The sequence below is a fragment of the Streptomyces vulcanius genome (genome assembly GCF_042653945.1).
GTDB classification, from domain to species: Bacteria; Actinomycetota; Actinomycetes; order Streptomycetales; family Streptomycetaceae; genus Streptomyces; species Streptomyces mangrovi.
The window spans coordinates 220,992-234,749 of record NZ_JBHSFK010000006.1 but is presented as its reverse complement, the minus strand read 5'-3'; the positions used below and the strand labels follow the sequence as shown (position 1 = coordinate 234,749).

Here is a 13,758-nt window from a genome sequence, read left to right as displayed (position 1 = left end):
TCCGCTCCCCCGGCAGCCACGCCGGTGCCCGCCAAGGCACCGGCGCCGCCATCGCCGTACACCACCCTCCGTGGCCGGCCGTTCCGGCTCGCCGTGCCGCCCGTGTCGGGCGTCCTGCGGCCCCGGTTGCTGCTGACCGGGGTTCTGGTCGGCGTCGCCGCCTTCCTGTTGTTCTGCTGGGGGCTCACCCTCGGCGACTATCCGGTGCCGTTCGCCGACGTGATCCGCGCGCTGTGGGGCGCGGGAGATCCCGGCACGGTCATCGTCGTGCAGGACCTGCGGCTGCCGCGCGCGCTCACCGGACTGCTCGTCGGCATCGCCTTCGGGGTGTCCGGGGCGGTGTTCCAGACGATGACCCGCAACCCGCTGGCCAGCCCGGACATGATCGGGCTGACCCAGGGGGCCGGGACGGCCGTCGTGGCGGCGCTGGTGCTCGGCTGGACCGGCGGTCTCGGCCTGACGTCGCTGGGGCTGCTCGGCGCGCTCACCACCGCCCTGCTCGTCTACGCGCTGGCGTGGAAACGCGGTGCGACCGGTTACCGGATCATCCTCGTCGGCATCGGCGTCTCGTGGATCTGCACCAGCGCCACCGACTTCCTGGTGGCGCGCGGCAGCCGGTTCGAGGCGCAGGCGGCGGTCGGCTGGCTGGTGGGCAACCTCAACGGCCGTACCTGGGACCAGGTGGACACCCTCGCGCTGTCCATGCTGGTGCTGCTGCCGGTCACGCTGGCCATGGGCCGCTGGATGCGCACGCTGCAACTCGGCGACGACGTGGCGGCCGGGCTCGGTACACCGGTCCAGAAGGTGCGGCTCGCGCTGCTGCTGGCGGGTGTGGGGCTGGTCGCGTTCGGTACGGCGGCGGCCGGGCCGGTCGCCTTCGTGGCACTGGCCGCGCCGCAGATCGCCCAGCGGCTCGCCGGGATGGCGTCGCCGCCGCCGGTCGTCTCCGGTCTCACCGGCGCCCTCGTCGTCCTCGGGTCCGACCTGATCGCCCGTGAGGCGATCCCCGGTACGGAACTGCCCGTGGGAATCGTCACCGGCGTGCTCGGCGCGCCGGTCCTGCTCTGGCTGCTCATCCGCGTCAACCGCGCGGGCTCAGGAGGCTGATCGCATGGCGTCCACCGACTCGCGCACCCCGCAGACCGAGACCGAGGCGGGGCAACACACGCCCCCCGGGCCCCGGTTGGCGGCGCACGACCTCCATCTCGCCTACGACGGGCGGACGGTGGTCGAGGGGCTGGAGCTGGCCGTCCCGACCGGCCGGATCACGGCCATCGTCGGCGCCAACGCCTGCGGCAAGTCGACCCTGTTGCGCGCACTGGCCCGCCTGCTGACCCCGCGCCAGGGAGTCGTCGAGCTGGACGGCGCGCCCCTGCGCTCCATTCCCACCCGTGAGTTGGCCCGCAAGCTGGGCATCCTGCCGCAGACGCCGGTCGCCCCGGAGGGACTGACGGTCCTCGACCTGGTCGGGCGGGGCCGCTCCCCGCACCAGACCTGGTGGCGGCAGTGGTCGGCGGCGGACGAGGAGGCCGTGAACGGCGCCCTGGCGGCGACCGGTCTGACCGACCTCGCCGACCGCCCCGTCGACGAACTCTCCGGCGGCCAGCGGCAACGGGCCTGGATCGCCATGGCGGTGGCCCAGGGCACCCCCGTGCTCCTGCTCGACGAGCCGACGACGTATCTGGACCTGGCCCACCAGATCGACGTACTGGACCTGATCACCGACCTCAACCGCCGCGAGGGGCGCACGGTCGTCATGGTCCTGCACGACCTCAACCATGCCTGCCGGTACGCCGATCACGTCATCGCCATGAAGGGCGGCCGTATCGTCGCCGAGGGCGCGCCGGCCGAGGTGGTGACGGAGGAAACGGTGGAACACGTCTTCGACCTGCGCTGCCGCATCACGACGGACCCCGTCAGCGGCACACCGCTGGTGATCCCGCTGGGCCGTCACCACGACGCCACGGTGGTGGCAACCGACTGACGTGGGGGGGGCGCCGCCGTGGGAATCGGCGGCGCCCCCGGTGCGTGCATGGGGTGTTTACGGGCGCGAGGTCAGATAGCCGCCCATCGTGCGGAAGTAGTCCGTCGCGGCGAGTTCCGTGCCGTCCTCGGTGCGGACGCGCCGGACGAGCAGACCGGGATGACGGCCGGTATGGGCTTCGGGGCCGGCCACGACGACCACGCCGTCGCCCTCGCGGATGAAGACACGGCCCGGGGTGCCGCCGTAACGCCCCTCGGAGACAGCTGCGGAAACGATTCTGAGGCGCTCTCCGCGATGGAAGGCGTAGGCGTTGGGGTACGGGTCCGACTGGGCCCGTACGAGCCGCTCCAGGCGCTCCGCGGGCCAACTCCAGTCGATGCGGCTGTCCTCGAGGGACCGCTTGTGGAAGAAGCTGGCCCGGCTGCGGTCCTGCGCCATCCACTGACCCGCGTCCCGACCGGAGGCGATCAGGTCGAGGGACTCGCGCACGATCGGGGCGATGAGGTCCACCGTCCGGTGGAAGAGGTCGGTGGCGGTGTCGGCGGGGCCGACCACCACGGACCGCTGCACCAGGATGTCGCCCGCATCGAGGTCGCCGTTCATCCGGTGCGCGGTGACGCCCACCCGCTCCTCGCCGTTGACGAGCGCCCAGATGATGGGCGAGAAGCCGGCGTAGGACGGCAGCAGCGAGTCATGGACGTTCAGCGTGCCGTGCGGCGGCAGGTCGAACAGCTCCGGCGGCAGCCAGGTACGCCAGTTGTTGGCCACGATGATGTCCGGCCGGGCCTCGCGCACCGCCGCGAGGAGTTCGGTGTCGTCGGGCCGGTTGCGCAGCAGCACGGGGACGTCGTGCTTCTCGGCGAGTTCGGCGACGTTGTCGTCCCAGATCTTCTCGTACGCGTGCTCGCTTTTCGGATGGGTGACGACGAGGACGACCTCGTGATCGGACTCGAGCAGCGCCTGGAGGGTGCGGTGACCCCAGGTCTGGTAGCCGAGCATGACGACCCGCATCGGGTTCTCCCCTTCGACGACTCCATTGCTAGGTAAGGCTAACCTTATCTAACATGTGGCTGCCTGAGGGAGGCGATGCACGGTGAAGTCACCGCTCATGGAATCCGACATCGTCCATGATGTCCTCGGAATAGGGTTCGGCCCGTCGAATCTCGCACTGGCCATCGCAGTTGAGGAACACAACACGGGTCTCCCGGAGGAGGATCGCCTCGCGGCGCGCTTCCTTGAACGCCAGCCCCGGTTCGGCTGGCACCGGGGCATGCTCATCGACGATGCCACCATGCAGGTGTCGTTCCTCAAGGACCTGGTCACCCTGCGCAACCCGACCAGCGACTTCAGCTTCCTGTGCTTTCTGCGGGAGCAGGACAGATTGATCGATTTTCTCAACCAGAAGACACTTTTTCCGCTCCGCGCCGAGTTCCACCAGTACTTCGAGTGGGCGGCGGAGCGGATGGGCCGCATGGTCGAGTACGGCAGTGAGGTCACCGCCGTCGACCCGGTGCGCGACGACGACGGCCGCGTCGCGTACTTCGACGTGGCCGCCCGGGATCCGGAGGACCCGGGCCGCACGGTCCGGCACCGGACCCGCAACATCAGCGTGGCCATGGGCCTCGAACCCCATGTGCCACCCGGCCTGGAACTGACCGATCGCGTGTGGCACAACAGCCAGTTGATCCCACGTGTGACCGAACTCACCGCCTCCGGCACGCCGGTGCGCCGCGCGGTGGTCCTGGGGGCCGGACAGAGCGCCGCCGAGGCGGTCGACTACCTGCACCGCTCCTTCCCCGGAGCGGAGGTCTGCGCGGTGTTCGCCAAGTACGGCTACACACCGGCCGACGACAGCCCGTTCGCCAACCGCATCTTCGACCCGGAGGCGGTGGACGTGTACTTCGGCTCCCCGGCCGAGGTGAAACAGTCCCTGATCGACTACCACCGCTCGACCAACTACTCCGTCGTCGACATGGAGTTGATCGAGGCGCTGTACGCCACGTCGTACCGGGAGAAGGTCGCGGGCCGGGAACGGCTGCGCTTCCTCAACGTCTCCCGCATCCGCGACGTACAGCCGAAGGCGGAGGGCGGGCTGGACATCGCCGTGGAGTTCCTGCCGACCGGTGAGCACCAGGCGCTGGACGCGGACCTGCTCGTCCTCGCCACCGGCTACCGGCCGCGCGACCTGGGCCGGCTGCTCGGCGAGGCGGCCAAACTCTGTCTGCGGGACGACGGAGACGCGCTGCGGGTGGGCCGCGACCACCGGGTGGAGACCACCCCCGACGTCACGGCCGGCATCTACCTCCAGGGCGGCACGGAACACACCCACGGTCTGACCAGCACGCTGCTGTCGACCACGGCGGTCAGGGCGGAGGAGATCCACCAGTCGCTCCTGAAGCGGAGGAGTTCCTTCTAGAAGTCCTTTTCAGGGGAACGTCGCAGGGGTGGGCGCCCGGAGAACCGGGTGCCCACCCCCTCCGCTCCGGTGCCCGTTCAGACCGCCTCCGCCTCGGCCCGACGCCCCCGCAGTGCCTCCACCACCGAGCCGGTCAAGGTGACCGCCGCGCACGTGGAGGCCATCCACCGCACCGCCATCGCATGGTCGGCGGCCGTCCGGTCGGCCACCGCGTCGGCGACCACGAACGGCTCCAGGTCCTGCATCCACGCGTCGGCCGCGGTGAGCAGCACCTCCGTGCGCGCGGCGACGCCGACGACCACCAACTGGTCGCGTCCCAGCTCCTTCAGACGGGCCCTCAGCCGGGTTCCGGCGAACGCGCTGTAGCGCTTGACGGTCAGCACGGTGTCCCCGGTCTGCGGCCTGACCACCTCGGCGACGTCGACGGCATCGGCCTCGGCCGGCGGCTCCGGCACCCCGAACCCCGCTCCGCCCCCTCCGCTCCCTCCGCTCCCGCGCTGTCCCGGAACCCGTACCGCGTAGACGACGGGCACCCCGGCGGACCGTGCGGAGCGGGTCAATCTCCCTATGTTGGCGAGGAGTTCACCGACGGGCGCGCTGTCGCGCAGATCGCGAAGCAAGTACTTCTGCACGTCCTGCACCAGCAGCGCGGTGCGGCGCGGATCGATACTCCACGCCGGACCGTCGACGGGCAGCGACGGCGCACCGGGCATGGCGTACGGGACGATGTCGGGGGACGGCATGGGATCCGCCTTTCGCGGTCGACTCGACGGGGGTTGCGCCCTGCCCTCGGATCCGCGTGCATGCCGGGGCCGCACCCCCGAACCGCCTGCGCGCCGCCGAGCGAACCGTCCTCGCGGCACCGCCACGGGGTCCGGCACCCGGCCCCGCCGCACCGCACGGAGCGCGCACGACTCGGCACACCCCGCACCCCTGGCCCGGGCGCCCGGCCGGAGATCAACGATAAAAGGTTAGGCTAACCTAACCATCACGGCGCGGGGAGGCAATCGCAACCGAAACCCTGCGGAAGCTGCCGACCGGACGTCGAGGGCCACCCCTGACATTTCAGCCTCACCGACGCGTCCCCGCGAGTTCCGTCATGCGGACTCCCCGGCCCGGGAATCGATGACGTCGCGGAGGTCGGCGAGCAGATCGTCGAGAACGGCCTCCTCCTCGACGCGTACGCCGTGTTCGGCGAGAGCGACGGCCAAGGCCGGGTCCCACGCCGTCTCGGCGGGTGAGCCCGTGAGTTGCAGGGCGCCGGCCGGCTCGGCCAGTGCCGCCAGGTAGTGGGCGGCCGTGTAGCGCCACGGCCGCCACGGGACGCTTCTGCGCAGCGCCGTGGCGATGCGCACGCCGCCCCAGTCGAAGTCGCCGTGGTAGAGCAGACCGGATCCCTGGGCACTCAGACCGCGCAGCAGGGTGAGGGCGGCGGCCGAGGGCTGCCCCTGGACGCACACCATGGGCGGGGAGGCCGCGCCGAAGGTGTCGGCGGCGGCGGACAGAACCGCCGGGTTCTCGCACACATGGACGGTGCCCGTCGCCGGAACGGCCGGCGCCGACGGCTGACGGGTGAGGCGGCGCAGCGTCAGAACGACGGGCTCGCCCGCGTCGGCCATCCAGTCCAGGGGCGGGGTACCACGCAGATTGAGGCAGAGGACGGTCGACGACACGTCGTCCTTGAGGAGGCCCCCCGACGCCCATGCCTCCCGTCGCCATTCCGCGCCGGCGCCGTCGGGGAAGCCCGTGAGGACACGGAGTCCGGAGAGGACCAGCGCGGCAAGGGGCGTGCCTTCGTCCAGCGCGTGGGCGCCGGAGAGATGGCGTGCCGCGAACGTCGCGCGTGACGTCGGGGGTACGGCCGGCAGCGAGCGCAGTGCCCGTATGGCTGCCTCCACCAAGGGGCGGGCCGCTTCCGGTGTGCGCGCGAGCCGCCGTACGAGACCGTCCTTGCGGATCCGTTCCGTCCAGTCGGCCAGTTCGGCGTCCAGGGTGGCGAGCGGGGCGTACGCCTGCTCCCAGGCCCGTTCCTCGCCGGCCCGCACCTCGGCGTTCAGGGGCACGGGTCCGGTGAGGGCCACGACGGCGGCAGCCAGGCCGTCCGGTCCGGCGCCGGAGCGGCGCAGGATCGCGTCGACGGTGTCGAGGCGGACGCTGAGGGAACGGCCCGCGCGCGGTGCACGTCCCAGGAGGCCTTCGGCCGCGCGGCGTTGCGGGTCGTCGGGGTGTGCCAGGGTCACCGTGCCGGTGAGCGGCCGGCCGGCTGCCATCCGCTGCCGGACGCGTTCCACGAGCCAGGCGAGGCCGGGGTCGCCGAGCAACCGACCGAGGCGTTCCCTGTCGCCCCGTCCGAGTCCGCCGTCCCGCGGCGCCGGAGACTGCCCCGCCGTGGGAGTCACGTCCACGAGGACTCCTGTTCCGTGGTGTCGCGCTGCACCGGGATCCGCGTCGGCCCGGCGAACGGCTCCGGGCCGCGCCGTCGGTCGTTGCCGTCCCACACCCAACGGGTGACCAGAACGGCGGCGATGTCGTCGACGCGGGAGAGTTGAGCGATGGCGATGCCCGGTACCTGGGGGTAGCAGGCCCATTCCCGCTCGCTGGTCATGACCACGTCGAGGTCGAAGGCGCGCAGCAGACCGAGACACTTGGCGCGGGAGTCGTCGTCCACGCCGGCGAACGCCTCGTCCAGGGTGACCAGGCGTGGGGCGTACGCGCCGCCCGCGCTCGCGTAGTGCGAGGACGCCGCGGCGAAGAGGGGCACGGACGCCGCCAGGACCCGTTCGCCACCCGAGGCGGGGCCGGTGGCCGGTACCCACTTCCCGTGCTGGTGGCGTTCGACGCCGAACTCGTGCCAGGCGCGGTAGTCGAGGGCGGCGGTGAGGTCCTCCACCCAGCTGCCGGTGCTGTCGTCGGCCTGCCGGCGGGCGATCTGTTCCTGGAGGAACGCGCCGACCGCGTCCCTGTCCAGCGGTGACCAGGCGTCGGCGGACTGACGCAGCCGTTCCCGGACCTGGGCCAGTCCCTGCGGGGCCCGGCGGGACGCCCGCCACACCAGCCGCAGTTTCATTCCCGTCGAGGTCGGGCGCTCCTCCAGTTCCCTGTTCATGGCGAGCACCTGCCGTTCGGCGGCACCGATCAGTTCCTGGAGCGTGCCGGCCACCTCGGTGATCAGATGGTTCTGAAGGATCTCGCGCTCGTGCGCGGACAGGATGCGGGTCAGTTCGGCGACCTCGACGGCCAGCGCCTCGGCGAGTTCGGGAACGGCCCGTTCGCGGCCCTGGTAGACGATGTCGACCCGCATGCCGTCCTCGCCCGAACGGGCGGTGGCGGTGTGGCCGTTCCGGGAGAGCGCGTCCTGGAGTCTGCCGAACTCCTCGCTCAGCCGCTTCTGCACCCGCTCCCAGGCCGCGTCCGAGTCGTCGGCGGAGGACAGCTGGGACTCGATGGCGCGGGCGAGCTGGACCGCGGGGGTCGCCGCCCAGACACCGCCGTCGTCGTCCGGTACGCCGATGCCGGGAAGGGCGACGGTGAGCAGCCCCGTCGCGGCGAAGCGCTGAAGTGCCGCGATGGCCCGTTCCCGCGCGGCGGTCGCGTCGGTGACGTCCTCGGCGAGCCGCTCGATGCGGCCCTCGGCGTGGCTGCCGCGCCGGTCCGCGTCACCGAAGTCCGCCCGGGCGCGGCGCCGTTCGCTCTCGCAGACGTGCACGGCGGCGGCTGTCTCCTCCAGCCGCCGCTGGAGTTCGGCGACGGCCGCTCCGACGGTGGATCGGAGGGTGGTGAGGCGCTCGTCCGCCGCGGCGGCGAGCCGTGCCGTCTCCGTCGTGCGCTCCGCGAGTTCGGCGACGCGCTGTCCGGCGCGGTCGGTCTCCGCCTGCTCCCCGGTGACCGCGTGCCCGGCCTCCGCGCGCTCGCGCAGCGCGGGCCACAGCGCCGCGAGCAGAGCGGTGTGGTCGGCGAGCGCCTGGCGTACGGCGCCCAGCCCCGCCCGGTCGGCAGGGAGGTTGAGGGCGCCCGCCGTCTCGGTGAGTTCGGCCGCCGCACGGTCGGCCTCCGCGGCCGCCCGCGCCAGCTCTTCGGCCCGCTCGCCCTGCCGGACACGGGCCCGGTGGGCGGCGTCGGCCGCGGCGGTGACGCGCGCGTGGGCGTGCCGCAGGCCGTCGTCACCCGGTACCGCGGCGAACTCGGCGTCGAGTACTTCGCGACGGTCGGCCACGGCCCGCAGTTCCCCGGCGAGTTGCTCCCGTTCCGACGCCAACGCGGCCAGTTCGGCGCGCACTTCGCCGATCCGGACGCGGCGCGCCTGTTCCCGCGCTCCTTCTCCCACGTACTGGGCGCTGTCCTTCCCCCAGCTTCCGGTCAGCGCACCCACGCGGAAGCGGCCGTCCGTGGAGACCCAGGTGTCGCAGGAGACCTCCTCCGGCCCGTCGCCGTTCTTTCCGGCCAGCCCGATCGAGGCGAGCAGACGCCCGACCGTCTCCTCCCCCACGGCCGCTGCCCGCACGTCCGCGTGGTTGACCGCCGGATTCAGCGCGCGGTCGAGGCCGCCCCCTCCTGGCGTGCCGAGGGGATCGAGCAGCACGTCGTGGCCGTCCGCCGCGACCGCGTTGCCGTCCGGCCTCACCCATGAGTCGAGGAGTCCCGACGCCTCCAACGCCGCTTCCAGCCCCGCGCGTTCGGCCTCGGTGAGATGCGGCCGGAAGTCGACGAGCCGCCACAGGGGGGCGCCGAGGCCCTGGTCCCGGACGGCGGGTGTTCTGGTGTACGGAGCCGACGGACCGCGTTCGCCACCCGCTTCGAGGGCCGCCAGTTCTTCCGTCGCCGTGCGGTGGCGTTCCGCGCGCGCCGCCTCGCGATGGGCCAGAACGGCTGCCCGGTCGGCCATCCGGGAGACGACCGCGCGGTGGACCTCGGCCGCCGCCGCGTGTGCCGGATGGGGGCCGTCCAGGCCGGCCAGCCAGTCCTGGACCGCGTCGAGGATCCCGGGCAGCCCGGTGATCCGCAATTCCACGCACCGGGAGAGATGTTCCCGCACCGCTGTGACCAGCGCCCGCCCCGCCCCGGCGACCTCCTCCCGCGCCTCGGCCAGCCGCTCCCCGCTGTGTACGGCCTCCTCGTCCGCCTCGCCGGCGCGGAGCCGGGCGGCCCGGCGCGTCTCCTCGGTCCGCTCGGCCCGCGTGGCGAGGGCCTCCACATGCTCGACGGCGCGCCGCCTGCTGGCTGTGGCCTCGTCGGCCGCCCGGCGCAGGACCGCGTCGGGGGCTCCCTGCGTCCTGGGCGCCTCCAAGCGGGCCGCCGCGGCACTCTCCGCGACGTGGCCCAGTACGTCGTCCAGGGTCCGCTGAGCACCGGTGAGCCGGTTGTTCGCGGTGGCGAGGCGGCCCAGGGCCCGGGTGTGTGCTTCGGCCGCCGTCCGCCGGTCCGCCTCGGCACGCGTCAGCTCCCCTGCCGTGCGGGAGGCGTCGAGAGCCGCCTGGTCGAGTGCGCGGGCGTCGCGCATCTCGGGTCCGCTCCGCAGCGCGGCGTCCTGGGCGCTCAGCCGCGCGGCCCGCTCGTCGAGTGCGGCGCCCCGCTCCTGGGCCTCCGTCCGGTCCGTCACGGCCTGTTCCCGGTCGCCCTGTGCCTTGATGAGTTCCCGCTGGAGGTTCTCGTACCGGGCGTGTTCGCGGCGCGGCAGGCGGGCCCGGCGCCGCGAGGCGATGCGGGCGTAGCGCCGGTAGTGGTCGAGGAACGCCGACGACGCCTGTTCCGCCTCGCGCGCCGCCCGCAACTCCTCCTTCTCCTCGTCCAGCGATCTGAACGCCTCCGCCGCGTCGGCCACGACCGCCTGGTCCATCGGCGGCAGTGCCTCCGTCAGCGCCCGGGACAGCGCGGCTTCGTTCGGCCGCTTGGACAACTGGGGCTGGCGCAGCTGGATCAAGAGGTCGACGAGTGCGCCGTAGCGCCGCTCACCGAGCCCGAAGAGGGCTTCGTCGACGGCTCGGCGATAGGTCTTCGCGGTGTCGTGGACCATGCCCCGGCCACCGACGGCCTCCGCGAGCCGGTCCCGGGACAGGGCCGTGCCGGTGGCGTCCAGCAGGTGGAGCTCGGCTCCGATCCGCTGGTCCGTCACCGCGAACCAGTGGCGGGCGATACCGCGTCCGGCGACCGCCTTGAGCCCGCAGAGCAGCGTACGGAAGTGCGGCTCGCCCGAGATCTCGTCGAGCCGTCCGAATTCGATCCAGGTATAGCCGAGCCGTTCCGGGTGCGGGTGTTCGCCGCCCAGGAGCAGGTTCCACTCCATCCGCTTGCCCGGGTCGCCGTCGGGTTCCACGCGGCGGGCGGAGAGGTCTCCGTCCAGCAGGAACGGCAGGGTGAGGGCGAGTACCTTCGACTTGCCGGTGCCGTTGTTGCCGCGCAGCAGCAGCCGGCCGTCGCGGAACCAGAACTCCTCCACGTCGTAGTGGAACAGGTCGACGAGCCCGATCCGCAGGGGCCGCCAACGGCCGGGCGCGGGGCTGGGGAGCGCGGGCAGGGCGCGGTTCACCGTTCGTCCTTCACGGTCGTGCCGATCACGCCCGGCGGCGCGGCCGGGCGTCGGGCGGGTCCTGCTTCTCTCACGACGGTCTCACCGACCGCGTACCGCGCGAGGGCGGGCCGTGACACGACACCCCGTGCCGTGCGCTCGACGAGCCTCAGCGCCAGCAGCTTCCTCAGAGCCTGCTCCACGAGCTCGGGCTCGGCTCCCGGCTCTCTCGCCGACTTGGCCCAGAACCCGCCGTGTTCCAGGGCCAGTTCGCGTACCCGGGACGCCAACTCGGCGGGCTCGACAGGTCGGTCGGCCCGCGCCAGATGCTGAGCGAGCAGCAGGGTGATATGACCGTGCGTGCCTTGTTCCGGCATACGTACGTCCGTGAGGTCGTCCAGGGGATCGACCATGGCGATGCCTTCGGCACGGATCTCCGCCACCAGACCGGTCAGTTCACCGATGCGGGCGGTGATGAAGCCGCGCTGCCGTGTGAGGTAGGCGAGTTCGCCGTCGGCCAACTCGTCGTAGTAGAGCACCGGGTCGTCGAGGAGACGGCGGGTCAGCTTCCAGCGGATCGCGCGGAACCTCAGCTCGTCGCTGTCGAGCGCGGTCCGCGCCGTCATCTCCACCAGGCGTTCCTCGAAGTCCTCGGCCCCGATCATGGACGGGCCACGCAGGGACGCCGGCATCCCGGCCAGCACCCGCCGCCGTACGTCGTACAGCACGTCCCCCGATCCGCTGACGTACGCCTCCTCGTCGCCAGCCACCCGCCGCAGCACACCGAACCGCAACAGCAGTCGTACGACGGCCGCGAGGTCGAGGCGCTCGTCGCGCCGCTCCAGGGTGAACGTGATCCCGGCGGCGAGGAGTTCGGGATCGGCCGCCGCCAGGACGACCTGTTCGGCGAGCCGCCCGAGCGCGACCTGCGACTCGCCCCGCTCCAGCGCGGCCAGCGTCAGGCAGAGCAGGACGTAACGGCGGCGGGTGAAGGGAAGGGCGGTCCGGGCGGCCTCGCGTGCCGGGTGGGTGACGTCGGTGAGGGTGCCGGGTGTCTTGCGCAGCCGTGCGGCGTCGGCGTCCGTGCGCAGCGTCCAGCCGACGTTGCGCTCGAACCACTCCCGCAGCTCGGCGGCGTGCCGGCGCACCAGACGGAACTCGTCGGCGTACGGCCCGTCGGCGATGAGCAGCGGCTCCTTCAGCAGGGCTCGCGCGGCCCGCTGCAGATCGGCTTCGCGCTGCCCGTCGAGGACCTCGGTGAGGGGGCCGGTCATCGCTTCTCCACTAGGTCGGCGATGTCGATCAGATGATCGGGACCGCTGAACACCCCGTGCGGGGTGTGCACTTCGGCGGTCGAACCGTCGTCGAGCGCGGTCAGCCGGATCTCCATCGAGCCGTCCCCGCTGGTGGCCGTGGTGGTCGTCGTGCCGGGCCGCCAGGTGGCGAGGGCGTCACCGAGCAGGCTCAGGAACAACTGGAACGCGAGCGGGTCGAGTTCGTCCAGGCTGGACAGCCGGATCGTGCCGCCCGTGGCGAGCCGGGCCCGCGCCGCGCCCGTCTGCTCCGCCTGCCGGGCGGCGAGTTCGGCGAGCCTGCGTTTCGCCTCGCTCCGGTCGGCCACCCGGCGCGGCTTGCCACGCCGTTCGTAGCTGCCGGTACGGCGCAGTTGAGGGCTGATCCGCAACGGGCGGGCCTCGCTCCACGGGGTCGAGGCCGGCTCCGGCGCGGCCGTCCGCTCGGCGAGGGTGTCGGCGTCGACGGTGAGGTGCCGGGAGGAGTGCAGCCCGAACGCCACCCGCCACAGCCGGTGCCTCGCCGCGTCGTCCGGCGCCTGCGCGAACCAGCGCGCCAGCGCCCGGAAGTCGGCCGAACGGTCGGAGCGCCCGGCCCGCCGTTCGTTCAACTGCCTTACGACAGAGAGAAGTTGCGGAATGGAACCCAATGCCCGCCCCCGCAGCAGCCGGGCCTGCGACTCCCGCCCCTCCCCCGACACGAACCACTGCGCGAGCCCGGACCACCGGGCGACCCACTTCTCGTATGCCGTCGCCTCCGCGTGCTCGGCGTCCTCGGGGGCCGCGTCGGCGGCTTCCCGGACGGCGGCGAGCCTCAGCAGCGGCCCGACCCGTCCCTGCTCCTCCAACTCCCCGATCAGCAGGGCGATCCGACCGCCCAGGGTGATCAGATCCTGGATGAACCGTTCCAGATACTGGATCAGCCGGTCCTTGTACGCGAGGAACGCCTCGACCTCGATGTCGTGCAGGTCGATGGTCCGCTGGAGCGACCCCATGAAGGCGCGGGCGTTGTCCGCGAGGTCGGTGAAGCGTGCGGTCAGTACAGCCAGGGCGAGGTACGCCTTGGCCGGATCCGGCTCGTCCTCCGCCGCGATCACGAGCAGCGCCCGCAGTTGCGTGACGATGTCGTGCAGCGCGACCGCCTGGAGTTCCCCGCGCCGCCCGAGCACCTCGTCGTACGTCCCGAGCGCCGCCTCGGCCGCCTCACCGGCCCGGGTGAGCTGGTAGATGAACCGCTTCCGGTAGAAGTCCTCGACCGCCGTCACCCGCGCGGTATCGGGATCGGCCCGCAGATTCCCCCATCCGACCAGACTGTCCAGAGCCTTCACCACGGCCTCGACGTCGACCGGCCGGGTGTCCGCGTCCAGGCCGGCGTACACGTCCTCCGGCCGCAGATGCACGGCGAACCGCTCCTTGGCGGCGAGGAAGGTCCGCATCACCCGCCGGTAGAGGGGGGCGTTGGGGACGGTGAGGTGGGCGAAGGGGGCATAGTCGACGGACGTCGACGCGGGCTCGGAAGTCTGGGATGTCATCGTCGGTCCATTCTTCCGGACCCATGCCCTCA

The 13,758-nt window shown here is 72.5% G+C and carries 9 protein-coding genes; 3 read left to right on the top strand and 6 right to left on the bottom strand.

The genetic code is table 11. From position 1 onward, the window contains the following. Positions 1-24: 24 nt before the first annotated feature. Entirely contained in the window at positions 25-1,107 is a 1,083-nt protein-coding gene (locus ACFPIH_RS11855; protein WP_381174292.1) for a FecCD family ABC transporter permease, read from the top strand. Positions 1,108-1,111: 4 nt separating this feature from the next. Beyond that, positions 1,112-1,984 (top strand): ABC transporter ATP-binding protein, encoded by an 873-nt coding sequence (locus ACFPIH_RS11850; RefSeq protein WP_381174132.1) that lies wholly within the window; start codon positions 1,112-1,114, stop codon positions 1,982-1,984. A 57-nt stretch (positions 1,985-2,041) separates the two neighbouring features. Here the strand turns inward: ACFPIH_RS11850 and ACFPIH_RS11845 are convergent, their stop codons facing one another. Beyond that, positions 2,042-2,995: a methionyl-tRNA formyltransferase gene (locus ACFPIH_RS11845; protein ID WP_381174130.1), complete on the bottom strand. Its 954-nt coding sequence runs from the start codon at positions 2,993-2,995 to the stop codon at positions 2,042-2,044. A gap of 97 nt (positions 2,996-3,092) precedes the next feature. Between ACFPIH_RS11845 and ACFPIH_RS11840 the strand changes: the two genes are divergently transcribed. Continuing rightward, positions 3,093-4,400 carry a lysine N(6)-hydroxylase/L-ornithine N(5)-oxygenase family protein gene (locus tag ACFPIH_RS11840; RefSeq protein WP_381174290.1) on the top strand — a complete coding sequence of 436 codons (1,308 nt, stop codon included), beginning with the start codon at positions 3,093-3,095 and terminating at the stop codon, positions 4,398-4,400. A 77-nt stretch (positions 4,401-4,477) separates the two neighbouring features. Here the strand turns inward: ACFPIH_RS11840 and ACFPIH_RS11835 are convergent, their stop codons facing one another. The 5 genes from ACFPIH_RS11835 to ACFPIH_RS11815 all read right to left on the bottom strand — a co-directional run bounded on the left by ACFPIH_RS11835 (position 4,478) and on the right by ACFPIH_RS11815 (position 13,726). Further along, positions 4,478-5,143, bottom strand: a complete 666-nt coding sequence (locus ACFPIH_RS11835; RefSeq protein ID WP_381174128.1) for an isochorismatase family protein — start codon at positions 5,141-5,143, stop codon at positions 4,478-4,480. 354 nt (positions 5,144-5,497) lie between these two features. Next, positions 5,498-6,805: a TIGR02679 family protein gene (locus ACFPIH_RS11830; RefSeq protein ID WP_381174126.1), complete on the bottom strand. Its 1,308-nt coding sequence runs from the start codon at positions 6,803-6,805 to the stop codon at positions 5,498-5,500. Next, positions 6,796-10,923 (bottom strand): TIGR02680 family protein, encoded by a 4,128-nt coding sequence (locus ACFPIH_RS11825; RefSeq protein WP_381174124.1) that lies wholly within the window; start codon positions 10,921-10,923, stop codon positions 6,796-6,798. The genes ACFPIH_RS11830 and ACFPIH_RS11825 overlap by 10 nt, the downstream gene beginning before the upstream one ends. Next, a complete protein-coding gene (locus ACFPIH_RS11820) occupies positions 10,920-12,176 on the bottom strand; it encodes a TIGR02678 family protein (protein WP_381174122.1) in 1,257 nt (418 codons plus the stop codon). The genes ACFPIH_RS11825 and ACFPIH_RS11820 overlap by 4 nt, the downstream gene beginning before the upstream one ends. Next, positions 12,173-13,726, bottom strand: coding sequence for a TIGR02677 family protein (locus ACFPIH_RS11815; RefSeq protein WP_381174120.1), 1,554 nt, complete (start codon positions 13,724-13,726; stop codon positions 12,173-12,175). Before ACFPIH_RS11815 ends, ACFPIH_RS11820 begins: the two co-directional genes overlap by 4 nt. Positions 13,727-13,758 lie beyond the last annotated feature (32 nt).